Source organism: Pseudomonas moraviensis subsp. stanleyae (genome assembly GCF_036283065.1).
Classification (GTDB): Bacteria; Pseudomonadota; Gammaproteobacteria; order Pseudomonadales; family Pseudomonadaceae; genus Aquipseudomonas; species Aquipseudomonas stanleyae.
The window spans coordinates 400,106-424,118 of record NZ_JAADJI010000001.1 but is presented as its reverse complement, the minus strand read 5'-3'; the positions used below and the strand labels follow the sequence as shown (position 1 = coordinate 424,118).

The following is a 24,013-nucleotide window of genomic DNA, read 5'->3' as shown; positions in this document are numbered from 1 at the left end:
CTTAAATTAATTCCGTCGCTTACGAAATATGCAGGTTATTCGGCTGGCGGCACGTAGCCTTCGGCCTTGGCGTATTCCTCGCCGGAGAAGTACTTGTCCATTTCGCCCTGCAGGTATTTGCGATCTTCGGCGTTCATCATGTTCAGACGCTTCTCGTTGATCAGCAGGGTCTGGTGCTTCTGCCAGTCCGCCCAGGCCTTGGCCGAGACATTATCGAAAATATCCTGGCCCTTGGCGCCCGGGAACGGGGCGCGTTCCAGGCCTTCGAGTTGTTCTTTGTATTTGCGGCACATTACGGTGCGGGTCATGGCGACTCTCCTGCATTCAAGACGGCGGCCGCGCGTTCGAGCAAGGTCTTGACCGGGGCAGCAAGGCCCAGGCGCGGCGGGGTGGCGAGGTTATACCAGAGCCAGTCGGCCTCGGCCACGTGATGGCTGGCTTCCTGCACCTGAACCAGCCACGGTTCGATGGACAACTGGAAATGGCTGAACGTATGGACGAGGCTCGGCAGCGCCTGCTGTTGGCCCATGGTCAGCGAGTGCTGATCGGCCAGATGTTGCAGATCTTCGAGGTCGTCCAGTTCCGGCAGGCTCCACAAACCGCCCCACAGTCCCGTCGACGGGCGGCGATAAAGCAGAATCGCACCTTCGCCGTTGGCCAGCATTGGCATCAGCGTGCGTTTCTGCGGGATGGCCTTGCGCGGCTTGGGAATCGGATAACGGGTTTCCAGGCCCAGCATGTGCGCTTCACAGCCACGCTTGAGCGGGCACAGCAGACAGCTCGGCTTGCTGCGCGTGCAGAGTGTGGCGCCAAGATCCATCATCGCCTGGGTGTAGGCGTTGACCCGATCATGTGGAGTGAAGCGCTCGGCGTTGGCCCATAGCTGTTTGGCCACCTTCGGTTCGCCGGGGTAGCCCTCTTGCGCGGTGAAGCGCGCCAGTACGCGTTTGACGTTGCCGTCGAGGATCGGCGCGCGCAGGCCCATGCTGATGCTGGCAATCGCGCCGGCGGTGGACAGACCGATCCCCGGCAACTCGGTGAGCTTCTCCACGTCACGCGGGAATTCGCCACCGTACTGGCTGACGACGATCTTCGCGGTCTTCTGCAGATTGCGCGCGCGAGTGTAGTAACCCAGCCCGGTCCACAGGTGCAGCACCTCGTCTTCCGGCGCTTCAGCCAGCGCTTCGACCGTCGGCAGCGCTGCCATGAAACGCTCGAAGTAATTGAGCACGGTGCTGACCTGAGTCTGCTGCAACATGATCTCGGACACCCAGACCCGGTACGGATTGATGTCCTGCTGCCACGGCAAATCGTGACGGCCATGGCGGTCGAACCATTCCAGCACCGCCGTGGAAAATTGCTCCGCTGTCATCGCTTGAACAGCCCCTTCAACGCGTCTTTTAATTCCGGGCTGACTTTGTCGCCGAGTTTTTCGTCGATTTTCTCGCTGAGCTTGTTGCCAGCCATTTTGCTGGCGACCTGACCGAGACGGTCATTGTCGACGCGGCAGGCCTTGGCGCCCAGTTCCAGCGGGCCACGGCAGCGCAGCGGCCACTCGATGCCGACGAATTTGTCGCCGACCTGACAGGCCGGATCAGGCATGGCGCTGGTGTCGCCCTCGACGATGATGCCGACGCGGTAATCCATGCCCAAAACGCGCAGGTCGATGTCGCCGTCACCGTTGACGGTCATGCCAGGGATGCGCACTTTCAGGTCGGGGTTGCTGGCGACGCCGTTGCGCACGGTCAGGTTGCCCTTGAGCTCCTCGAACGGTGTGTCCTTGCCGCGCGGCTCGCCGCTGAGGGGCTTGCGGTTGAGCGTGGCGATGCCTTTGCACAATTGCTGTTCAAGATTGGCGTTGAGCAGCACGCCGTTGTTGATGACGAAACTGGCGTTGCCGTTGAGCGTATCGATCAGCGCCTGTTGGCTGTTGCCGCTGCCGGTGAGGCTGCTGGTCAGCGTCACCAGGCCTTTGACCGGCGGGTTCTTGCCCTGGCTTTCGATGATTTTTTCCGCCGGGACGCGATTGAGGCGGGTCTGCAGGTTCAGCACCGGCGCGCTCGGGCGCACGTCTAGGGTGCCGTTGGCGACGAAGCCGCCGTTGTACAGATCACCGCTCAGGTTAGTCAGCGTCAGCAAGCCGCCCTGGCCGGTGGCTTTGAGCGCGGCGTTCTGGATCGGCAGTTTGTCGAGAGTCAGCTGGCCGAAAGTCAGGTCGGCATCTACGTCCAGTTTCGCCAGGCGCTCGACCGGCAGCAGGCGCTCAGTGCTCCAGGCGGTTTTGCTCGGTTTGTCCGGCAGCGGCGTGCTGCCTGCGACGGCGCCGGCCTCGGTGCTGGCGACTTCGGCCTGACGCGTTTGCGTGGCGCTGTTGGCCTGGGCCGATTTCGGTGGCAGGTAACGGTCGGCGTTGAACGTGTCGGCCTTGAGGATTGCGCGCAGCGATTGTTTGGCGAAGTCCTCGATGGCGATTCGGCCGCTGAAGCTGCTGTCATCGAGTTTCAGGTTGATGTTGTCGAACGACAGACTGGTCGGCGTGGCGGCGACGCGGCTGACCAGTTCGACTTTGCTCAGGCTGCCTTCGCCCATCGCCGGCAATGTCTGGCCGATGCTGTCGACGAATTTCGCCAGATCGAACTGGGCGATGGAAATGCCACCGCTGATCTGCGGCGTCTTGTCGAGGTCGTTGGCTTTCAGCTCACCCAAGGCACGCAACTGGTTGGCGGAGATCTTGATGCCGGTCCATTCGGCGACGTTCGCTGCCTTGTCCAGCAACAACTGGCCCTGGGCCGAAAAAGTCATGGTCTTGCCTTGCAGCGGATCGCCAGCGAGTTCGCCGGTCAGCTTCAGGTCTTCGAACTTGTAGCGTTGCAGGGCGCGCTCGAAGCGCAACTCGCCGTTGAGCTCGGTACGCACGCGCAGCACCGGTTGGTTGGTGCCGAGGAACGCGGTGGCTTTCACCGGGATATTGGTCGAGTCGTGCACCGGGCCGGTGCTCAGCTGAATGCTTTCGGCGCTGAACTGCTTGCCGGTCAGCTCATCGGTGTATTCAACACGGGCGTTGTTGACGGTCAGGCTGTCGATATCGAGGCGGATCGGTTGCGCCGGTTTTTCCACGGCGACGGTCGGCTCGCTGGCAGTCGCGCCCGGTGTGGCGGGTGGCGTCGAGCCGGGCGCCACAGGCACCTTGCCGATATCTTCCCAGTTGCCGTGGCCGTTCTTGTCACGGTTCAGGCGCAGGTTGAGGCCTTCGACGCGCACATCGCTCATCTGCACTTCACGGCGCAACAACGGCAGCACGCGCACGGACAGGCCGAGCATCTGCAGATCGGCAAACGGTTCGGCAGGCTTGGCCAAGGTGGCGACGCTGGCTTCGTGCAGTTCCAGGCCGAGCCACGGGAACAGGCTCCAGCCGATATCGCCATTGAGCGTCAGCTCGATGTGGGCCTTGTCGCGGGCTATCTGGCGGATCTCGTCTTTGTAGTCGTTGGGATCGAAGAGGTGGGTCAGGGCAAAACCTGCCGCCACAATGATCAGCAACAGCCCGAGAAGTACCAGACCCAGGATTTTGCCGAACGCTTTCATGGGCGAGTCCTTTGTAGTTAGTCGAATTCGTCATTTGGCCGGGGAGTATAGCGCTGCAAGCACCCGGTTCGGTGTGGCGTCATCTGCCGAGGGTCGGCAACAGCACCTGCAACTACGCCACCGGTGCCTGCGCTTGAGGATGCCCGGCGGGAGCGAGCAGGCGCAATTCGGCCCCCGTTTGCGACGTCATTTTCTGCGCTTGGTTCACCAGTCGTTCAGTCACGCCAGGCGCCGGGTAACTTTTCGCACGCATAAATGGGACAAGCACCAGATGTACATATCTGTCGTCAGGCACCTGAACAACGCCCCGCATGCTAACCCCGTTGAAATGCCGACTGTAGAAGCTGCGGAACGCTGCGATCTTTTGATTTTGGCACGTTCAAAAAGATCAAAAGATCGCAGCGTTCCGCAGCTCCTACAGGGGGCGAACACAGCTGACAGAAAAAAGGTGATATCAGTTTGGTTTTTCTGTCACCTGAGAATGGTAACCTTCGCCAGTTCGTCCGCCCGTCTGCGACTTAACGTCGCGCCATCAAGGAGCTTCACCTGAAAAAACGGTCATGCCTGCGTGCATAAGGCCGAGGGTGAGCAGTGGCTGGCGAACCATACTGACAATTGGGGGATACACAATGAGCACGAGCATCACGGCGGACGGCCTCAAGGCCGACCAGCCTGCGTTCCTGTCCAAGGAACGCATCATCGCCAAGCCCGGTTTCAACCGCTGGCTGGTTCCACCGGCCGCTTTGGCCATTCACTTGTGCATCGGCATGGCCTACGGCTTCTCGGTGTTCTGGTTGCCGCTGTCCAAGGCACTCGGCGTTACCGCGCCAGTGGCTTGCGCACCGGACATGAGCTTCATCGCACAGGTATTTTCGTCGAACTGCGACTGGCCGATCTCCATGCTCGGCTGGATCTACACGCTGTTCTTCATCTTCCTCGGCTGCTCGGCAGCGATCTGGGGTGGCTGGCTGGAACATGCTGGCCCGCGCAAGGCTGGCGTTGTTTCGGCGCTGTGCTGGTGCGGCGGTCTGCTGATTTCCGCGCTGGGTATCTATACCCACCAGATCTGGCTGATGTGGATCGGCTCGGGCGTGATCGGCGGCATCGGTCTGGGCCTGGGCTATATCTCGCCGGTGTCGACCCTGATCAAGTGGTTCCCGGACAAGCGCGGCATGGCGACCGGCATGGCAATCATGGGCTTCGGTGGCGGCGCGATGGTCGGTGCACCGTTGGCGACTGCGCTGATGAGCCACTTCGCTTCGCCAGAAGGCGTGGGCGTATGGCAGAGCTTCGTCGCCATGGCGGCCATCTACTTCGTGTTCATGATCGGTGGCGCATTGTCCTACCGCGTGCCGCCAACCGGCTGGAAGCCTGAAGGCTGGACCGCTCCGGCGAAGAAAGCTTCGAACGCGATGATCACCAACCGTCACGTTCACGTGAACGTAGCGTGGAAAACTCCGCAATTCCGTCTGGTCTGGCTGGTGCTGTGCCTGAACGTTTCGGCGGGTATCGGCATCCTCGGCATGGCTTCGCCACTGTTGCAGGAAGTGTTCGGCGGCAAGCTGCTGGGCGTTGATGTGCCGTTCGGTCAACTCGACGCTGGCCAACTGGCCTCGATCGCCGCGATCGCAGCGGGCTTCACCGGTCTGCTGAGCCTGTTCAACATCGGTGGCCGCTTCTTCTGGGCCTCGTTCTCTGATTACCTGGGCCGCAAAAACACCTACTTCGTGTTCTTCGCTCTGGGTTTTGCCCTGTACGCGCTGATTCCGAACCTCGGTCACTTGGGCAACGTTGCGCTGTTCGTGGCGGCGTTCTGCATCATTCTGTCGATGTACGGCGGTGGCTTTGCCACGGTGCCGGCCTATCTGGCCGACCTGTTCGGTACGCAGATGGTCGGTGCGATCCACGGTCGTCTGCTGACTGCCTGGGCTGCTGCCGGTGTGCTTGGTCCGGTGCTGGTGAACTACCTGCGTGAATATCAGTTGAGTATCGGCGTGGAACGCGCAGCTGCTTACGACATCACCTTGTACATCCTTGCCGGCCTGCTGGTGCTGGGTTTCCTGTGCAACCTGATGGTGCGCCCGGTGGCCGACAAATACTTCATGACCGACGCTGAACTGGCTGCCGAACAGGCGCTGGGCCACGACAAGGGGGCTGATGCCAGCACCGTTCTGGAGTGGAAAGCGGCGCCCGGCAGCAAGCCTTTGGCGATCGCGGCATGGCTGGTGGTGGGTATTCCGTTGGCGTGGGGTGTGTGGGTGACCCTGCAGAAGACGGCGGTATTGTTTCACTAAGCATTGGTGCACCTGAGAGTTAGTGTCAGGTGCATTGGATTCAAGCCGAAAAGATCGCAGCCTTCGGCAGCTCCTACATTCAGTGTTCCCATGCTGAAACAGTAGGTGCTGCCGGAGGCTGCGATCTTTTTGCTTGTATGGACATGTCTACCCGCGACAGCCGGGCGTTCTATCCGTCAGGCATCTCACCTCTCGTGTTTCTGTTTACGCCCCGCGTGCCTATAATGGCTGCCTTTTTCGCCCAATGATTTTGCGGAGCTGGTGATGGCCGAACGTAAGGCGTCTGTCGAGCGCGACACTCTGGAAACCCAGATCAAAGCCTCGATCAACCTTGATGGCACCGGAAAGGCCCGATTCGATATCGGCGTTCCTTTTCTTGAGCACATGCTGGACCAGATCGCCCGTCACGGGTTGATCGACCTGGATATCGAATGCAAGGGCGATCTGCATATCGACGACCACCATACGGTGGAAGACGTCGGTATCACCCTCGGCCAGGCCTTCGCCAAAGCCATCGGCGACAAGAAAGGCATCCGTCGCTACGGCCATGCCTACGTGCCGCTCGATGAAGCGCTGTCGCGCGTGGTGATCGATTTCTCCGGTCGTCCGGGCCTGCAGATGCACGTGCCGTACACCCGCGCCACCGTTGGTGGCTTCGACGTTGACCTGTTCCAGGAATTTTTCCAGGGCTTCGTCAATCACGCGCTGGTCAGCGTGCACATCGATAACCTGCGCGGCACCAATACTCACCACCAGATCGAAACCGTGTTCAAGGCTTTCGGCCGCGCGCTGCGCATGGCCGTCGAGCTGGACGAGCGCATGGCCGGGCAAATGCCATCGACCAAAGGCGTCCTGTAATGCAGACGGTTGCAGTTATCGACTACGGCATGGGCAACCTGCACTCGGTGGCCAAGGCCCTGGAGCACGTCGGCGCCGGTAAAGTGCTGATCACCAGCGATGCTGCGGTGATCCGCGAAGCCGACCGCGTGGTGTTCCCAGGGGTTGGCGCGATTCGCGATTGCATGGCGGAGATCCGTCGCCTCGGCTTCGATTCGCTGGTCCGTGAGGTCAGCCAGGATCGGCCGTTCCTCGGCATCTGCGTCGGCATGCAAGCGTTGCTCGACACCAGCGAAGAGAACGATGGCGTCGACTGCATCGGCCTGTTTCCGGGCGCGGTGAAGTTCTTCGGCAAGGATCTGCACGAAGACGGCGAACACCTGAAGGTCCCACACATGGGCTGGAACGAGGTGAAGCAGAACATCAGTCACCCGCTGTGGCATGACATCCCTGATCTGGCGCGTTTCTACTTCGTGCACAGCTATTACATCGCCGCCGCCAATGCGCGTCAGGTGGTGGGCAGCGGTCATTACGGTGTCGATTTCGCCGCCGCGCTGGCCGATGGCTCGCGTTTCGCCGTGCAGTTCCACCCGGAGAAAAGCCATACCCATGGCCTGCAATTGCTGCAGAATTTCGCCGCATGGGACGGTCGCTGGTAAATGGCTGTCAAGAAGTCCAAGCCGCCGATTCTGACCCTCACTCCCGAGCAGGAGAGCGAGGCCAATCGCAAGATTCAGCGGTTCATGGAGGATCGTTTCGAACTGGACCTGGGTTCGTTCGAGGCGGCGGAAATTCTTGAGCTGTTTACCCGCGAAATTGCTCCGCACTATTACAACAGGGCGATTTTCGATGTGCAGACCCACCTCAAGGAGCGGTTTGAAAGCATCGAAAGCGACCTGTGGGCGCTCGAAAAAAGCAGCTGAAAGCTACAAGCTTCAAGCTGCCAGAGTAAAACGAACACACGCATGCTTGCAGCTTGTGGCTTGCAGCTTGCAGCTCTTTTGACGAAGGAAAAAGCATGCTGATTATTCCCGCTATCGATCTCAAGGACGGTGCCTGCGTACGTCTGCGCCAGGGCCGCATGGAAGATTCCACGGTGTTCTCCGATGACCCGGTGAGCATGGCTGCCAAGTGGGTGGAGGGCGGTTGCCGCCGTCTGCATCTGGTCGACCTGAACGGCGCGTTCGAAGGCCAGCCGGTCAACGGCGAAGTGGTCACGGCGATCGCCAAGCGTTACCCGACCCTGCCGATCCAGATCGGTGGCGGCATCCGCTCGCTGGAAACCATCGAGCACTACGTGAAGGCCGGCGTGAGCTACGTGATCATCGGCACCAAAGCCGTAAAGGATCCGGCTTTCGTCGCTGAAGCCTGCCGCGCATTCCCGGGCAAGATCATTGTCGGTCTGGATGCCAAGGACGGGTTCGTCGCTACCGATGGCTGGGCGGAAATCAGCACCGTGCAGGTCATCGACCTGGCCAAGCAGTTTGAAGCCGACGGCGTGTCGTCGATCGTTTATACCGACATCGCCAAAGACGGCATGATGCAGGGCTGCAACGTGCCGTTCACCGCGGCGCTGGCCGCAGCGACGAAGATTCCGGTGATCGCTTCCGGCGGTATCCATAACCTCGGTGATATCAAGTCGCTGCTCGACGCCAGGGCGCCGGGCATCATCGGCGCCATCACGGGCCGCGCGATCTATGAGGGCACGCTGGATGTGGCAGAAGCCCAGGCTTTCTGCGATAGCTACCCGGCCAGATAAAAGCAGCTTCAAGTTGCAAGCTGCGAGCTGCAAGTTAGAAGCGCGACCGCAATCCGCCCTTTCTTGCAGCTTGAAGCTTGAAGCTTCTTAATCGGAGATTAAGTCTTATGGCGTTAGCCAAGCGCATCATCCCTTGCCTGGACGTGGACAACGGCCGGGTCGTCAAAGGCGTGAAGTTCGAGAACATCCGTGACGCCGGTGACCCGGTGGAAATCGCCCGTCGCTACGACGAGCAGGGTGCCGACGAGATTACCTTCCTCGACATCACCGCCAGCGTCGATGGCCGCGACACCACGCTGCATACCGTCGAGCGCATGGCCAGTCAGGTGTTCATCCCGCTGACCGTTGGTGGTGGTGTGCGCACCGTGCAGGACATCCGCAATCTGCTCAATGCTGGCGCGGACAAGGTCTCGATCAACACCGCTGCCGTGTTCAACCCGGAATTTGTCGGCGAAGCCGCGCAGCATTTCGGCTCGCAGTGCATCGTCGTTGCGATCGACGCCAAGAAAGTCTCCGGCCCCGGCGAAGCGCCGCGTTGGGAGATCTTTACCCACGGCGGGCGCAAGCCGACCGGCCTCGACGCAGTCGAGTGGGCGAAGAAAATGGAAGGCCTCGGTGCTGGCGAGATCCTGCTGACCAGCATGGATCAGGACGGCATGAAAAACGGTTTCGACCTCGGCGTGACCCGCGCGATCAGCGATGCGCTGGGCATTCCGGTCATTGCTTCCGGCGGCGTCGGCAACCTGCAGCACCTGGCCGACGGCATTCTCGAAGGGCACGCCAGCGCGGTGCTGGCGGCGAGCATTTTCCACTTCGGCGAATACACCGTGCAGGAAGCCAAGGCCTACATGGCGCATCGCGGCATCGTCATGCGCTAAAGCGTACAGGCCAGTGGACAGCATGGCGCGCCCAAGGCACTCTTGGGCACGCCATGGATTCCGGTAGCCCGACATGATCAAACGCCTGCTTGTTGTTCTCGCCAGCGCCTCATTGTTGTTCATCAGCAATGCCCGGGCACAAACCAGTCCCGACACCGATCTGGTGCTGCTCACGGAAAACTTCCCGCCGTACAACATGGCGAAGAACGGCAAGAATTTCGCCCAAGGCGAAAACATCAACGGCATTGCCACCGACATCGTTCGCGAGATGTTCCAGCGCGCCGGCCTCACTTACAGTCTGACCCTGCGGTTCCCCTGGGAACGTGTCTACAAGCTCGCCCTGGAAAATCCCGGCTACGGCGCCTTCGTCATGGCGCGCCTGCCGGATCGCGAAAGACTGTTCAAATGGGTCGGTCCGATCGGACCCGATGACTGGATCCTGTTGGCCAAGGCTGACAGCAAGATCACCCTGGAAACCCTCAATGATGCACGCAAATACAAGATCGGCGCCTACAAGGGCGACGCGATTGCCGAAACACTGACCAAGCAAGGCCTCAAACCGGTGGTGGTGCTGCGCGATCAGGACAACGCGAAAAAACTGCTCAACGGCCAGATCGACCTGTGGGCCACCGGCGATCCTGCCGGCCGTTATCTGGCGCGGCAGGATGGCGTGACCGGTCTGAAGACTGTGCTGCGCTTCAACAGCGCCGAGTTGTACCTGGCGCTGAACAAGGACGTTTCCGATGACGTCGTCGCCAGGTTGCAAACCGCACTGGATCAGTTGCGCAAGGAAGGCGTGGTCGATGAAATCATGGCGCGTTATCTGTAGCTGCTGTCTCGTCGGGCTCTGGCGGCGGGGCGCTGATTTCGCCCTCGGTCGCAGACGCAAGCACCGTCTGATCTTCGACCGCCTCCGGCTCCGACGCGACGATGATTTCAGGCTCGGTTGGCGCGTACTGACTGATGTGCAGGCTGTTGCCATCGGTGTAGCTGAAACCTTCCGTCACTGAGGTGCCGTCTGCACGTACCAGACGGTAGTCGCTCTGCACCAGATAGGCGGCCACGGACCTGTTTTTGTCCACCACCGCAACCACTTCGATGGTCGCCGTATTGAGCCATTCATTCGAATGCAGTTCGCATTGGGTGAAATCATGGCCCAGCCGTGCGGAAAACATTAGCGAGTTGTGCTGATTGGTTTGCCATTGGGCGCCGAATTCGACGCAAGTGGTCTGGGTGAACGTCCGCAAGCCGGCAGTACGCTGAGCACGAGGCGCAGTCCATCTGAATATCTGACTGTCGTTGCCACTGTTGCGTGCATGCCCGACGAGGATGTACTGATCCGTGCGCTCCAGCAGATAAAAGGGTGAATGACGCAATTGTTCAGATGCGGTGTAGCCCGGATCCTTGATCGTGAACCACGGAAGAATTGCGGTGTAACAAGGAACCTCCGCGGTGTCTGAAGGCGTCGGCGTTTCCCCGCACAGTACGGGGGGCGATGGGCGTGTGTACAACTGCAGGCCAATCTGCAAGCGCAAGCAGTAGACCGGAAAACTGGCCGGTCGGGTGTAGTCACTCAAGCTGAAAAAACTGCCCGAAGCCAGGTAGACCTCGCCCGGCAAAGCGGCTGGAGGAACGGCGCTCCAGGTGCTGACGCGCTGTCGGGCCTTGCTTCCCTTGTCGTCCCAGATAAGATCGGTGGTATTCGACGCGATCACCAAATCTGCGCGAACGCAGCGCACCGCGTTGAGCGACGGTTTGTCATGATCGTTCGAGCACACCGACCCCAGCGCTACGTAGCCTGCGGGAGCCAGCGGTCGCCAGATCGAAAGATCTCTTTTTGAGCCTGAACCGGAATCCTTCCAGACCAGCTCGTAATCATCGGGACGTCGCAGTGCCCTGCCTTTGGTGGGATCTGTGCTGGCAATGTCTGCCTCGCAAACAACCGCCACCACGCGTTCGCCGTTGACGTTGCCCAGGCCTCTGGTGACGATATCGCCCAAGGGGAAATAACCGGGCAGCGCGTCAGGGGCGGGAGTCGGGCGCCAGAACGACGCAGATTTTGCCGACAGACCGTCGGTATCCCAGATGCGCAGAAATTCTGTTGTGAAGTTGATCAGCAGGTTATCGATGCGGATCGGTTCAGTCCGCCCAACGGGCGGGATAATCGGGGTGTTGTTTGTCATGGGCACTCCTGATAGTTGAAAGCGACTCAAAGGAGCCGCGACCTGTAGCAGGTCTCACTATCCGGAACGGGGTGAGGCGTTCGGTGGTAACTGTGCATTGCAACGTGACCGGATGTTACCGGTAAACGCCGTCCTTGCCATGCCCGGCCATGGCGCGATTGCTGCGCACGCTGATCATCTGGCGGATATCGATCCAGTCGATGCCCTGCGCTTTCAGCTTGGGTAACTCGCGCTCCAGCACCGCCAGGGTCTGCGGATACGGATGGCCGATCATCACCGCTGAGCCCTGTTTGTGGGCCAAGGCGATCGCGGTCTGTAGCTGGGTGGCAATCGCCGCTTCGGTGCGCTCATCATCAAGAAATACGTCCCGCGAAACGCTGGCCAGGTCGATTTTCTGCGCCTGCTGCGCAGCGACCGTTTGGGCGCTGGTGCGGCTGTCGACGAAGAACTTGTGCCGACGCTGCAACTCAGCCATCAACCACGCCATCGCCGCAGGCTGCGCGGTCATGCGACTGCCCATGTGGTTATTGATGCCAGCGGTGAAAGGGACTTTTTCGAACGCGGCATTCAGGCGTTTCTGCAGTTCTTCGATGGGCAGTTCGGGGTGCCAGGCATACGGCCCGGTGGCCGGGTCCATCGGCATGTGCAGGATGACGATCTTGCCGGCGCGATGGGCTTCGCGGGCAAAGTCGGTGGCGTGTGGGGTGTCGGGCATGATCGCCGCCGTGACCGGGCCGGGCAGGGCAAGCACGCGACGATCCCGGGGCAGGTTCTGCCCCAGGTCGTCGATGATCAGTGTCAGGTAGGCTCTGTGCGGCGCAGAGCTGACGGGCTCTGCATGAGCAGCACCCGCCAGACAGCACAACAGGACGCAGACGAAACGCAGAGACATCCTCAACGGCCGGACGTAATGCTCAGCCCTTTGAGCAGGCTCAGGGCCTGGGCCAACTGGTAATCGTCATCCTGTGGCATCGCTTTGGCCTTGCCGGCCGAACCACTTGGCTTGTCGGCGCCGCCGTTGCCGTTGCCCAAGTGGCCTTGCAGGTCCGCTTCCTTGAAGTACTCACTGTCGGCTTCATTGGTGATCTTCGCGCGGCGCACTTCGATGTCCGGCACGATGCCCTGGGCCTGAATCGAGCGGCCATTCGGCGTGAAGTACAGCGCGGTAGTGATCTTCAGTGCGCGATCGTTGTTCAGCGGCAGCACGGTCTGCACCGAGCCCTTGCCGAAACTGGTGGTGCCCATGACCACGGCGCGTTTCTGATCCTGCAGGGCGCCGGCAACGATTTCCGAGGCCGAGGCACTGCCACCGTTGATCAGCACGACCATCGGCACCGCTTCGCTTTCGTCCTTGCCGGTGGCGGAGAAGCGCAACTCGGAATTGGCGATACGGCCCTTGGTGTAGACGATCAGGCCTTTGGTGATGAAATGGTCGACCACTTCCACCGCCGATTGCAGCACGCCACCCGGGTTGTTGCGCAGGTCGAGAATGATGCCGTTGAGCTTCTTGCCGTTGTCCTTGCGCAGTTTGGCCAGGGCCTTGGAGACTTCTTCGCCGGTCTTGACCTGGAACTGGGTGATGCGGATATAGCCGTAGCCCGATTCCAGCAGCTGTGCCTTGACGCTTTTCACCTGAATCACTGCACGGGCCAGGGTCACGTCGAACGGCGTGCCGCCGTCGCGAACCAGGGTCAGGGTGATTTTCTGGCCGATCTTGCCACGCATCTTGTCGACGGCTTCGGTCATGGTCTGGCCGCGGGTTGGCTGGCCGTTGATCTTGACGATGAAGTCGCCGGCCTGGATGCCAGCCTTCGACGCCGGGGTGTCATCGATCGGCGAGACGACCTTGATGAAGCCGTCTTCGGCGCCGACTTCGATGCCCAGACCGCCGAATTCACCGCTGGTGCTTTCCTGCAGCTCGGTAAAATCTTCCGGGCCAAGGTAGGCCGAATGCGGATCGAGGTTGCTCAGCATGCCCTTGATCGCGTTTTCCAGCAGGGTCTTGTCGTCCACAGGCTCGACGTACGCGGCTTTGATCCGGTCCATGACCTCGGCGAAGGTGCGCAGCTCTTCCAGCGGCAACGGCGCCTTGGCGGTCGCAGTAGTGCCTGCCGGAGCGACGGTCGGGGCCGGTTGCGCGGCGAACGCCAGAGGCGCGCCGATCACCAGGGCGATCGTCAGGGCCAGCGAGGTAAGGCGGGACAAATGCAGCATGTCGAACGAACTCCTGAATTAGGTGGTGCGCTTATCCTTGCGCACGACACCATTGCGCCGGATCACTCGGGTGACCCTGCTGACGAATTGCGAAATACAGCGCCGGCGTGTCCTGACCGCCACTGTTACCGACAGTGGAAATCGACTCGCCAGCCTTGACCACATCACCCGCCGACTTGAGCAGCGTCTGGTTGTGGCCGTAAAGACTCAGAAAACCGTTGCCGTGATCGAGAATCACCAGCAGCCCGGCACCGCGCAGCCAATCGGCAAACACCACGCGCCCGCCATGTACGGCGTGCACCTGACTGCCGGCGGAGGCGCTGATCATCACGCCATCCCACTTGGTGCGGGCGTCATCGCCACGGCTTTCACCGAAGCGCGCGAGTAATCGACCATCAACCGGCCACGGAAGTTTTCCCCGGGTTGCAGCAAAAGGCCCGCCAAACGTTTCGCCGCTGCTCGAGACCAGCGCGCCGGGGCTTGATCTGACGGGTTTTCGTGGGGCGTCGCTGTTTTCAGCCTGCGCCTCACGCAAACGCTTTTTTTCTGCTTCCTGCTGGGCGATCAGCGCTTTTTGCCGCGCCTCTTCTGCCTCACGAGCCTGGCGGGCCAGGGTTTCTTCAATGGTTTTAAGGACTTTAGACAGGTCTGCCTGATCCTGCTCGCGGGCGGCCAGTTTCTGGTCGCGGGCCTTCACGTCGTCATTGAGTCTGGCGAGAACCTGCTGGCGCTCCTTGCGGACTTTCTCGAGTGCTTCGCGCTGCGTGTCGAGGTCGCTTTTCTGTACCAGCAATTGCGCTTGCTGCAGGCCGATGTCTTTTTCGACATTGGCCAGTTGGCGCAGGGTTTCGTTGAAGTTCTTCAACTGCTCCAGGCGTGCCTGGCTCAGGTAGTCGTAATAGGTAAGGGTGCGGGCGAATTTCTCTGGGTTCTGCTGGTTGAGCAGCAACTTGAGGTATTCCTGGCGACCGTTCTGATAGGCCGCGCGGGCCTGAATGGCGATCAGTCGCTGCTGTTCAGTGCGCGCGCTCTGGAGTTTTTTTTTCTCTGCATCGAGCCGTTGCAGCTCGGATTCGCTCTTCTGCAGTTCTTTCTGCAGCGCGTCGACCTGCTTCTGCAGCTTGCCCATCTCGGTTTCAGTGCCCTTGAGCTCTTTCTGCACGCCGGATTTTTCTTCCTGCAGCTTGCCCAGGAGCTTCTTCAGCTCGGCAATATCCTGACGCGTGGCGTCCAACTGCTGTTGGGTTTGCGCGCGCTCGTCGGCGAAGGCCGGCTGGAGCAGACAGGTCAGAGCAAGGGCGATCAGGACGCGAAGCATAGGGGCGGGCGGCACCAGGGTAAGGGACGGCCTAGTATGCCCGCCCGAGGCTGCAAAAAAAACGCCCAATTGGGGCTGTGTGATAACTGGACAGAAAAACCCCGCAAACCCAATGTGGGAGCGAGCCTGCTCGCGAAAGCAGTGTTTCAGGCGACATCGCTGTCGACTGATCCACCGTATTCGCGAGCAGGCTCGCTCCCACAAGGTTAGGTGTGGTTTACACGAGGATCGAAGTCCCGGTCATCTCCGCCGGTTTTTCCAGACCCAGCAGCATCAGCATGGTCGGTGCCACGTCCGCCAGCACGCCGCCTTCGCGCACTTTCAGGTCGCGCTTGCCGACGTAGATGAACGGTACCGGCTCGGTGGTGTGCGCGGTGTGCGCCTGGCCAGTAGATTCGTCGGCCATTTGCTCGACGTTGCCGTGGTCGGCGGTAATCAGCGCTTCGCCGCCGACTTTTTCCAGCGCCTCAACGATGCGCCCGACGCAGGTGTCCAGACACTCGACCGCTTTCACTGCGGCGTCGAACACACCGCTATGTCCGACCATGTCGCCGTTGGCGTAGTTGACCACGATCACGTCGTAACGCTGGTTTTCAATGGCGTCGACGATGCGGTCGGTGACTTCCGGCGCGCTCATTTCCGGCTGCAAATCGTAAGTAGCGACTTTCGGCGACGGGATCAGGATGCGCTCTTCGCCCGGGAAGGGTTCTTCACGACCACCGGAAAAGAAAAAGGTCACGTGGGCGTATTTCTCGGTTTCAGCGATGCGCAGTTGGGTCTTGCCGTTTTTCGCCAGGTAATCGCCGAGAACGTTTTCCAGGCTGCCGGCGGCGAAGGCCGATGGTGCCGGAATGCTGGCAGCGTACTGGGTCAGCATGACGAAACCGGCCAGTTGCGGCTGGCGGGCGCGCTCGAATTCCTTGAAATCGTCTTCGACGAACACCCGAGTCAGCTCGCGGGCGCGGTCGGCACGGAAGTTCATGAACACCACGGCATCGCCGTCCTCGACTTTCACCGGCTCGCCGATGGAAGTGGCTTTGACGAATTCGTCGCTCTCACCACGGGCGTAGGCGGCTTCGAGGCCTTCCTGAGCAGTGGCAGCGTTGAATTCGCCGTTGCCGTCGACGATCAGGTTATAGGCCTGGGCAACACGGTCCCAACGATTGTCGCGGTCCATGGCGAAGTAGCGGCCGATGATGCTGGCGATACGGCCCTTGCCGAGGGCCTGGAAAGTCGCGTCGAGCAGTTCGATCGACGAAGCAGCGCTTTTTGGCGGTGTGTCGCGGCCATCAAGGAAGGCGTGCAGATAGATTTTTTCAGCGCCGCGCTTGAAGGCCAGTTCGGCCATGGCGATCAAGTGGTCCTGGTGGCTGTGCACGCCGCCATCGGACAACAGGCCCATGAAGTGCACGGCTTTGCCGGCGGCCACGGCTTTATCGACAGCGGCGCAGATGGTCGGGTTTTCGAAGAATTCGCCGTCGCGGATGGCTTTGGTCACGCGGGTGAAGTCCTGATACACCACGCGCCCGGCGCCGAGGTTCATGTGGCCGACTTCGGAGTTGCCCATCTGGCCGTCCGGCAGGCCGACGTCCATGCCGCTGCCCGAGATCAAGCCGTTCGGCACGGTGGCCCACAGACGATCCAGCACAGGTTTGTTCGCCGCAAACACGGCATTGGATTCAGGGCTGTCGCTGTGACCGAAGCCGTCGAGAATCATCAGGACCAAAGGTTTGGGCGTAGTCGTCATGGAATCCACTCGTGGCTGATAAAGAAGAGGGCGATGGAAAACGGAGTTGGAGTTTAAAGCGAAGTTCCGACCGCGTCACCGCCGGACGGGGTTTGGCCGACCATAGTGGCTGTGTATACTGGCCGACATTTTAACGCCCTGGAACCTCCTTCGATGGTTGCTCACCTGATTGAATTTGCCACTAACCACTACATTCTTGTCGGTATCTTCGTCGTATTGCTGGCTCTGTTGCTGGCGCATACGATGCAGGGCGGCGGTAAAAGCCTGAGCACCGGCGAGCTGACCGCACTGGTCAACAAAGATGCAGGCGTGGTGGTGGACATCCGTCCGGCCAAGGATTACGCCGCTGGCCACATCGTTGGCGCGGTGAACATTCCCCAGGACAAACTGGCCGCCCGCGTCGGTGAGCTGGAAAAGCACAAGGCCAAGACCATCATTCTGGTCGATGCCCTCGGTCAGACCGCCGGCACCCACGCCCGCGAACTGATGAAATCCGGCTTCACCGCCGCCAAGCTGTCCGGCGGGATTTCCAGCTGGAAGGGCGATAACCTGCCGCTGGTGAAATGACATGAACAAGGTCATCGTCTACTCCAGCGATTACTGCCCTTACTGCTCGCGCGCCAAGTACCTGCTCGAGAACAAAGGCGTGGCCTTCGAAGAGATCAAGGTCGATGGCAAGCCGCAGCTGCGTGCCGAAATGACCAAAAAGGCCGGGCGTACGTCCGTGCCGCAGATCTGGATCGGCGAAAAGCACGTCGGCGGTTGTGATGATTTATACGCCCTGGAGCGCGCCGGCAAACTCGACGCACTGCTCAAGGGCTGAACGGCTGCACCCACGTACAGCACTCCCTAAAAGACCCAAGATCGATAAGGATCTGAGATGACTGACCAACAGAACACTGCAGCCAGCGAAGAAGAAACCGCACCGCAATTCTCCTTGCAGCGCATCTACGTACGCGACCTGTCCTTCGAAGCCCCGAAAAGCCCGGCGATCTTCCGCCAGCAGTGGGATCCGGCGGTCGGTCTGGATCTGAACACCCGTCAGACAGCCCTGGAAGGCGACTTCTACGAAGTCGTGCTGACCCTGTCGGTGACCGTGAAGAACGGTGAAGAAGTCGCGTTCATTGCTGAAGTGCAACAGGCCGGTATCTTCCTGATCAAAAACCTGGATGCGGCTTCGATGAGCCACACCCTCGGCGCGTTCTGCCCGAACATCCTGTTCCCGTACGCTCGCGAAACCCTCGACAGCCTGGTCACCCGTGGCTCGTTCCCGGCGCTGATGCTGGCCCCGGTGAACTTCGACGCCCTGTACGCGCAAGAGCTGCAGCGCATGCAGGAAAGCGGCGAGACCCCGACCGTTCAATAACGGTTCAGCCTCACCCATGTGGGAGCGAGCCTGCTCGCGAAAGCGCTGTATCAGTCGACAAATCCGTCCTCTGATACGCTCTCTTCGCGAGCAGGCTCGCTCCCACATTTGTTTTGCGGCGTTATTTGAAGTCGTTCTGCCGCCACGCTTCGTATACAGCAACGGCCACGGTGTTGGACAGGTTCAGGCTGCGGCAGCCTTCGCGCATCGGCAGGCGCAGGCGCTGTTCGCCAGGCAGGGCGTCGAGCACGTCTGCCGGCAGGCCACGGCTTTCCGGGCCGAACAGAAACGCATCGCCGGGCACGAATGCGGCATCATGGAACGGCCGTGAGCCCTTGGTGGTGAAGGCGAACACGCGCGGGTTGCCCAGGCTTTGCAGGCAACTGGCCAGGTCCGCGTGACGTTGCAACGTGGCATATTCGTGATAGTCGAGACCGGCACGGCGCAGGCGCTTGTCGTCCATCTCGAAACCCAGCGGTTCGATCAAATGCAGGTGGCAGCCACTGTTGGCGCACAGCCTGATAACGTTGCCGGTGTTCGGCGGAATTTCTGGTTGAAAAAGGATGACGTGAAACATGCACGGCTCCGAAGGTAAAGATGAGCGGCATTCTACGCCGCCTGTGGACAACCGTTCGAAACTATTCCCGCGAGTCATCGGCTCGCTGGCGATTGTCGGCTTGATGATCGGCTTGATGATCGGCCGTCTGACCACGCCGGACCCGAGCGTGCTGGAGCGGGTCGAGGTCACTGATGGTGGCCTGGTGGTGTGGTTCAACAACGAGCCGAAGCTGCACGGCGAGATCATCGACGGCACCGTCGCGCTGTTGTTTCAGGCCGAAGGTCGGCCGCAGAAAGGCCAGCTCAAGCTCAACGGCAAAGATGTGAATTGGCGCACGCGCAAGAGTGACGGCGGATTGTTGCTGACGGTGCTGGCGGCGCGCCCGTTGCAGGGCGACTGGGTCGGCAGCGAGGTTGATGACCGCTGGCGACTGGAGATCCGTTTGAGCGAGCCCTAGCGGATCGTCATCATTCCCGCTGTTCCCTCCGACACTGTTTGAGGTCGTTTCCCACTGCGACCGTGCCCCTTTCCCATCTCCATCCAGTGCCTGTCCACGCTATCGTTCGCCCTTTCAAACGGCAGGATGCCGAAACCCTTCGTCCCTTGCGTGAATGCGAGGGGCACCGCTTTCAAGGATGAAGATATGCCAGTAAAACCACCTCGCGGCGGCAGTACCCACGTGGACGCTCCGGGCAGCCCGCATCGGACTGCGGACGTGGACACTTCGCTTCCCGGCCATTTGGGTCGCACAGGCGTCGATGTGAGTATCGCTCAGGACATTTCGCAGCCGCGCGCCGGATCATCCAGTGACGCGACCCTGGGTGCCGTCCCCCCCGCCGCGGCCGTTGTGGTTCGGGCAATCCAGGAGGGTATTGGCCCTCCCGAAACCCAACCTTCGCTGGACAATTACGTCACCAACGCCCGAGCGATACTTCCACAGGTCAACGGCGAAGGTTTACGGGTGATCAGTCGGCGAACATACGCTGACCTGGCCAACGGTGACCTGGTGCCTGTCGCAGTGGATCCAGCCACGGGTTTGTATCGAGCCGGTCGGCCAAGCGAGTTGTTCCCATCAGGTCCGGTGATGCTGCGCGATGTAGACAGCGGACTCTGGTATGCGCGCGAAGTCGTGGAGCCAACTACCCGGGAGCAGATCCGCAAATACCTTCCGGGCACGACTGATGACGACGCGGATGCCTTCATCGCCCGGTTTGATGACAAGGATGTGGCAGAGCTTGAGCTCAAGAACATTCAGCTTGGGCTTGCGCAACTGAACTCGACGCGTTTCAGCATGCCATTCAGTCCAGCCCGCATTACATCTGACCAGGAGTTCCGTGACGCGGCAAAGGCGTGGACGACGCTAGGCCAGTTGTACAAATGGCAGGGCCAGCCTGATCAGCGGGTTTACAGTGGTGGGCGGCTTTTGGGCTTCAAGCTGGAAATCGATCTCACGATATGGCCAGTTGAAAAGCCGCTTTCGTTGAAATTCAACTCAGTCGTTTCTCTGACGCTAAGAGGTGGTGGTCCGGTAGCTCCGGACGTGTTTTGCGCGCAATTTCCCAACCTTGAAAGTCTGACGATTACCAGTCAGGAAATTAGAGTAAAAGGCCGGTTCCAGGGGTGGGACGTAATAGAAAACGTTCATTCAAAATTAAGTATGGATTCGCGCTTTGCCGAGCAATTGAAAAAATTTCCGCGCTTGCGGAAGCTGCACCTGCAGGACTGTGAATTAACGGCTGACTTTTCGCTGCGAGGCCTTACCAGACTTCATGAATTATGGCTTTGCAATACATTCGAGGCCCCGGTGCATAGCCTGGACATGCAGATGCGGCATCAGGAGCAAGTCAACCTTTTGCAAGTGGCAGCTGACGTCAGAGGAATGACTGAACTGCGGGTGCTGGATCTGAGCCGCACCGGAATACACCTGTTGCCTTCCGGGCTTGATGCCATCGACGTGGCGTCGACGCTGGAAGTGTTAAGGCTTGCTGGCAACCCGCTTTCGATCAGCCCCTCACTCAAAAACATGACCGCACTGCAGGAATTGGATCTTTCCAATACACGATTGCAAAGTTTTCCCGAGGGCATTACCGACACGATTCCCGCCAAAGAACTGAATCTTGCGAACAATCACATCAGGTCGATCCCCGAATCCGTCGAACTCAGAGCGGGCTTCAATCTCATCGGCAATCCGATAATGGACCCGGCCTCTCTACGGCGGTTGATACGAGCACGTGTAGAGACAGGCAACGATATCTGGCTTGGGCAGGAAAGCAGCGATGTCTCTGTCGATCTCTGGTTACGCAATGTGCCGCAGGAACAGATAGCGGAAAAACAAGCACTGTGGGACAGGCATAGCACCGGAATGCCACCAGTGACCGGAGTCCTTCGTAAGCTGAGTCGAACGCCTGAGTTCCACGTTGAACGCCCGCTCCTGCAGCGGCGCGTGTGGTGGTTTCTGGAAATGTATGACAGGGCCGAAGTCAACGAGCGGACCAGGCTCGACGCCATTCTTCATACGGAAACGAGTCCCGGGAAGATGCTGGACAGGCTGGAAGAAGAAATTCGCAAGTATGACGCAGGGCGCCAGAATCAGCCGGTGCCTCCACTGCCCAAGCGCCCCAGATTCGAGTAACTCGCAGGAGCAGGCAATGCCAATGTAGAAAACGGCAAAGCTCGGCCTGCCTGTATCCGCAAATGCCAACCTCCATCGTCTCTGGCATTTATGCCAGGGGCGATTTTCAAGGATGAAAAATATGCCAGTAAAACCACCCCGCGGCAGCACTCGCATGGACACGGATGTGCACACGGCTACGACCCGACATCTGGACAAGGATTTCCCACAGGTGCGCATTGCCGACCTCGATGGCATCGCGCTCCGGGTTCGTGGCGATGATCCGAAGCTTCGAAGCACCTTGCCCGGCGATGATATCGGCGCGGACATGACCTTGCCGGCGCCGATGGTCGAGGTTCGCTCTGCGCCGCACACGGCTCAAAACCCTGTCGTCATCCACAGCTCGCTGGAGAGTTACGCAATGCAGTCACCGGCCGGGCTGCCGGAGGCTGACAGTGATGGCTTCAGGCTGTACAAAAATCGCCAGTATGTGGATGTGACTGATGGTGGCATCGTTCTGGTAGGGGTGGATCCGGACAGCGGATTTCATCGTGCTCGCCGCACCAGCGAATTGCTGCCCTCCGGCCCATGGATGTTGCGGGATATCCCGAGCGGCCTCTGGCACCCGCACAACGACTTCAATGCGCGCACCGACCCTCTGACCGATGCGAGTTTGCAGGCATTTCGCAGCGGGCTGGATCTCAGCGGCGTAGAACCTGGCAGCGACGGCGTGTTTCGCCACGACGGCAGGCTCTACGTGGTGATTGATGAACAGGCGTATCAGGTCCTGCAGGATCTGGATGCCTCGCGCCCGGAATACAAGATCTGGCGTCTGGTTGATCCCAGGGTTCCCGTCGCCAGCGACAGCGCAAACATTTATCGCGCCAGCCTCGGCGGTGAGACTCTGGCCATTACCCGCAACGAGCAGAATGACTGGGTTTCCATCCTCCCCGGTTTGCGCGGCGGCATGGAGCGCAATGATCCGGCACATGCCAACCCTTTCAACTTTCATCGACCCTGGCTTATCGGCGCTGGCCCTTCGGCAAGGCAGGCACCGGTCGTAGTCGCAACCACACGGGCGCAGGTGAAACGCTATTTCGCAGACGCTACCGATCAGCATGCCGATGATTTCATTGCCCTGTTTGCTGACGCAGGTGCAGCAGAGGTCGAGCTCAGACGGCTGCAGCTTGAGTATCCTCAACTGAACCGTGAGGTCACTGCGTGGGAGACGGCCTACAGGGGCGACAACAGTGCCGAGCGCGGTCGGCGACTGGCAGTCGGTGCCAGCGTGCGTCGACTGTTCAAGTGGCAGGGCGAGAGCTCCGAGAAGGTCTACCGGAATGGGCTGCTGATCGGCTTCAAGTTGAAACTGAATTTGGGAGAGCGCGGGAATTTCGCCCTGCCGGCTTTCTCGACTCGACTCAGATCTGTTGTTTCTCTTGGCCTGGAGGGGAGAACCTCAAAAAATCTGGGAGATCTGTTTTCGATGTTTCCCCGTATGGACACCCTCGAAACACGAAGAATCAACGGGCACAACCTGCTTGTCGAGCTCGACAAGCTGCCGCAGCTGAGAGTGCTGGAAATCCGTGAAAGCAGTCTTTTGCTGTCGTCGATCGGCCTCGAACATTTCGCCAAATTGACCGGGCTGCAAGAGTTGAGCCTGTTGAACTGTGGTATCTGGCCGGATCTTTCAGTGCGAGGGATGACCGGGCTACGGGTATTGCGCGCCCGCTCCTGTGCTTTACTCCGTCTGCCTCTCGGACTGGATGATTTGCCCGTGGCGTCACAGTTGCAGGTGCTTGATCTGTACCACAATCCTGAACTGCGAAATCCGCCTGATGTGAGCCTCATGTCCCAATTGCGAGTATTGGATCTGTCCCATACCCGCATACCAGCGCCGCCGCTCGGGCTTGGTTTGCAGAGTGGACCTTCGCGGCTTCAGGTATTGAATTTATCCAATACGCCACTGGCTGTGGCGCCGTCGCTCAGGGGAATGCCAGCGTTGCTGGAGGTCGATCTCAGCCACACTTGTGTAACAACTTTCCCGGCCGGCGTGACTTTCGAAACGCCCAAAACACGTTTGGACCTGAGCTATACCTGGATCAATTCAATTCCCGAAGCAGTTGAACTCAGAAAAGGCTTCAACTTGTCCGGCACACTGATCTCCGACCCCGCCTCCTTTCGGCGGTTGATTGCTGCCCGTCGGCAAACAGGTACGGACGTCTGGTTGGCACGCGCCTCAAACCATTTGGTAATAGACCACTGGATGCACAATGTCCCACAGGCGCAACGCGCCGCGAGAACTTCCCTTTGGGACTCGTTAACCGATCAGACGAACATTGCCATGATGGCGAAAATCAGAGAACTGGTTCGCACGCCCGAGTTTCAGGTGGAGCGTGCACTTTTGCAGCGTCGGGTCTGGTCGTTTCTGGAACATTTCCACAAGTCGAGTCTGGGAGAGCAGGACGCGTTGCGAGATATCGCGTTAACGGAGCCCAGTCCCGGAAGGATGCTGGAAAGGCTCGAGGAGGAAATCAAGAACTTCGACTCCAGCTGGCAGCACCAGCCCTCGCATCATTTACCCAAGCGGCCGCGGCTTGCCTAGGGTGATATAAACAACAGACGGCAGGATGCCGAACACCATCAGCCCTTGCGCAAATGC

Annotated in this window: 22 protein-coding genes and 1 pseudogene; 13 read left to right on the top strand and 10 right to left on the bottom strand. The window is 60.0% G+C overall.

Features of this window, described 5'->3' with window-relative positions:
- Positions 1 to 35: 35 nt before the first annotated feature.
- From GXB78_RS01720 to GXB78_RS01705, 4 genes and pseudogenes are all read right to left on the bottom strand, one after another.
- Positions 36 to 308, bottom strand: coding sequence for an oxidative damage protection protein (locus GXB78_RS01720; RefSeq protein ID WP_329513894.1), 273 nt, complete (start codon positions 306 to 308; stop codon positions 36 to 38).
- Positions 305 to 1,372, bottom strand: coding sequence for an A/G-specific adenine glycosylase (mutY, locus tag GXB78_RS01715; RefSeq protein WP_329513893.1), 1,068 nt, complete (start codon positions 1,370 to 1,372; stop codon positions 305 to 307). Before mutY ends, GXB78_RS01720 begins: the two co-directional genes overlap by 4 nt.
- Positions 1,369 to 3,585: an AsmA family protein gene (locus GXB78_RS01710; RefSeq protein WP_329513892.1), complete on the bottom strand. Its 2,217-nt coding sequence runs from the start codon at positions 3,583 to 3,585 to the stop codon at positions 1,369 to 1,371. The genes mutY and GXB78_RS01710 overlap by 4 nt, the downstream gene beginning before the upstream one ends.
- Positions 3,586 to 3,697: 112 nt before the next feature.
- Positions 3,698 to 3,858: pseudogene (locus GXB78_RS01705) on the bottom strand (acetyl-CoA sensor PanZ family protein); the annotation flags it as partial.
- 356 nt (positions 3,859 to 4,214) lie between these two features.
- Between GXB78_RS01705 and GXB78_RS01700 the strand changes: the two are divergent.
- The 7 genes from GXB78_RS01700 (at position 4,215) to GXB78_RS01670 (ending at position 10,182) form a co-directional block, all read left to right on the top strand.
- On the top strand, positions 4,215 to 5,879 hold the full coding sequence (locus GXB78_RS01700; protein WP_253498073.1) for an OFA family MFS transporter: 1,665 nt from the start codon (positions 4,215 to 4,217) through the stop codon (positions 5,877 to 5,879).
- A 264-nt stretch (positions 5,880 to 6,143) separates the two neighbouring features.
- Positions 6,144 to 6,737 carry an imidazoleglycerol-phosphate dehydratase HisB gene (gene hisB / locus GXB78_RS01695; RefSeq protein ID WP_016772125.1) on the top strand — a complete coding sequence of 198 codons (594 nt, stop codon included), beginning with the start codon at positions 6,144 to 6,146 and terminating at the stop codon, positions 6,735 to 6,737.
- Positions 6,737 to 7,375, top strand: coding sequence for an imidazole glycerol phosphate synthase subunit HisH (gene hisH, locus GXB78_RS01690; RefSeq protein ID WP_329513891.1), 639 nt, complete (start codon positions 6,737 to 6,739; stop codon positions 7,373 to 7,375). The genes hisB and hisH overlap by 1 nt, the downstream gene beginning before the upstream one ends.
- Entirely contained in the window at positions 7,376 to 7,639 is a 264-nt protein-coding gene (locus tag GXB78_RS01685; RefSeq protein ID WP_273528540.1) for a DUF2164 domain-containing protein, read from the top strand.
- A gap of 95 nt (positions 7,640 to 7,734) precedes the next feature.
- Positions 7,735 to 8,475: a 1-(5-phosphoribosyl)-5-[(5-phosphoribosylamino)methylideneamino]imidazole-4-carboxamide isomerase gene (gene hisA, locus GXB78_RS01680; protein WP_329513890.1), complete on the top strand. Its 741-nt coding sequence runs from the start codon at positions 7,735 to 7,737 to the stop codon at positions 8,473 to 8,475.
- A 107-nt stretch (positions 8,476 to 8,582) separates the two neighbouring features.
- Positions 8,583 to 9,353, top strand: coding sequence for an imidazole glycerol phosphate synthase subunit HisF (gene hisF / locus GXB78_RS01675; RefSeq protein WP_329513889.1), 771 nt, complete (start codon positions 8,583 to 8,585; stop codon positions 9,351 to 9,353).
- A gap of 73 nt (positions 9,354 to 9,426) precedes the next feature.
- Complete coding sequence (locus GXB78_RS01670; protein WP_329513888.1) at positions 9,427 to 10,182, top strand: substrate-binding periplasmic protein; 756 nt, start codon at positions 9,427 to 9,429, stop codon at positions 10,180 to 10,182.
- Here the strand turns inward: GXB78_RS01670 and GXB78_RS01665 are convergent.
- The 5 genes from GXB78_RS01665 to gpmI all read right to left on the bottom strand — a co-directional run bounded on the left by GXB78_RS01665 (position 10,163) and on the right by gpmI (position 16,815).
- Complete coding sequence (locus tag GXB78_RS01665; RefSeq protein WP_329513887.1) at positions 10,163 to 11,536, bottom strand: Vps62-related protein; 1,374 nt, start codon at positions 11,534 to 11,536, stop codon at positions 10,163 to 10,165. The two genes, GXB78_RS01670 and GXB78_RS01665, sit on opposite strands and share 20 nt — an antisense overlap.
- 115 nt (positions 11,537 to 11,651) lie before the next feature.
- Complete coding sequence (locus GXB78_RS01660; protein WP_329513886.1) at positions 11,652 to 12,428, bottom strand: divergent polysaccharide deacetylase family protein; 777 nt, start codon at positions 12,426 to 12,428, stop codon at positions 11,652 to 11,654.
- A 2-nt stretch (positions 12,429 to 12,430) separates the two neighbouring features.
- Positions 12,431 to 13,750: a S41 family peptidase gene (locus GXB78_RS01655; protein ID WP_329513885.1), complete on the bottom strand. Its 1,320-nt coding sequence runs from the start codon at positions 13,748 to 13,750 to the stop codon at positions 12,431 to 12,433.
- A gap of 31 nt (positions 13,751 to 13,781) precedes the next feature.
- Positions 13,782 to 15,068: a murein hydrolase activator EnvC family protein gene (locus tag GXB78_RS01650; RefSeq protein WP_064363352.1), complete on the bottom strand. Its 1,287-nt coding sequence runs from the start codon at positions 15,066 to 15,068 to the stop codon at positions 13,782 to 13,784.
- Between the two features lie 217 nt (positions 15,069 to 15,285).
- Positions 15,286 to 16,815, bottom strand: coding sequence for a 2,3-bisphosphoglycerate-independent phosphoglycerate mutase (gene gpmI / locus GXB78_RS01645; RefSeq protein WP_329513884.1), 1,530 nt, complete (start codon positions 16,813 to 16,815; stop codon positions 15,286 to 15,288).
- Between the two features lie 153 nt (positions 16,816 to 16,968).
- Here gpmI and GXB78_RS01640 point away from each other — a divergent pair, with 153 nt between their 5' ends.
- From GXB78_RS01640 to secB, 3 genes are read left to right on the top strand one after another with little or no spacing between them, the layout of a single operon-like run.
- Complete coding sequence (locus GXB78_RS01640; protein WP_016772116.1) at positions 16,969 to 17,382, top strand: rhodanese-like domain-containing protein; 414 nt, start codon at positions 16,969 to 16,971, stop codon at positions 17,380 to 17,382.
- Position 17,383: 1 nt separating this feature from the next.
- Entirely contained in the window at positions 17,384 to 17,638 is a 255-nt protein-coding gene (grxC, locus tag GXB78_RS01635; protein WP_329513883.1) for a glutaredoxin 3, read from the top strand.
- Between the two features lie 57 nt (positions 17,639 to 17,695).
- A complete protein-coding gene (secB, locus tag GXB78_RS01630; RefSeq protein WP_329513882.1) occupies positions 17,696 to 18,181 on the top strand; it encodes a protein-export chaperone SecB in 486 nt (161 codons plus the stop codon).
- Positions 18,182 to 18,302: 121 nt separating this feature from the next.
- On the opposite strand, the gene GXB78_RS01625 is transcribed toward secB, so the two are convergent.
- Complete coding sequence (locus GXB78_RS01625) at positions 18,303 to 18,758, bottom strand: tRNA (cytidine(34)-2'-O)-methyltransferase (protein WP_329513881.1); 456 nt, start codon at positions 18,756 to 18,758, stop codon at positions 18,303 to 18,305.
- Here GXB78_RS01625 and GXB78_RS01620 point away from each other — a divergent pair.
- The 3 genes from GXB78_RS01620 (at position 18,757) to GXB78_RS01610 (ending at position 23,956) form a co-directional block, all read left to right on the top strand.
- On the top strand, positions 18,757 to 19,197 hold the full coding sequence (locus GXB78_RS01620; protein ID WP_329513880.1) for a hypothetical protein: 441 nt from the start codon (positions 18,757 to 18,759) through the stop codon (positions 19,195 to 19,197). The genes GXB78_RS01625 and GXB78_RS01620 overlap by 2 nt on opposite strands.
- 186 nt (positions 19,198 to 19,383) lie before the next feature.
- The gene (locus GXB78_RS01615) at positions 19,384 to 21,372 is read left to right on the top strand and encodes a leucine-rich repeat domain-containing protein (protein WP_329513879.1); all 1,989 of its coding nucleotides are present in this window, start codon (positions 19,384 to 19,386) and stop codon (positions 21,370 to 21,372) included.
- A 121-nt stretch (positions 21,373 to 21,493) separates the two neighbouring features.
- A complete protein-coding gene (locus GXB78_RS01610) occupies positions 21,494 to 23,956 on the top strand; it encodes a leucine-rich repeat domain-containing protein (RefSeq protein WP_329513878.1) in 2,463 nt (820 codons plus the stop codon).
- Positions 23,957 to 24,013 lie beyond the last annotated feature (57 nt).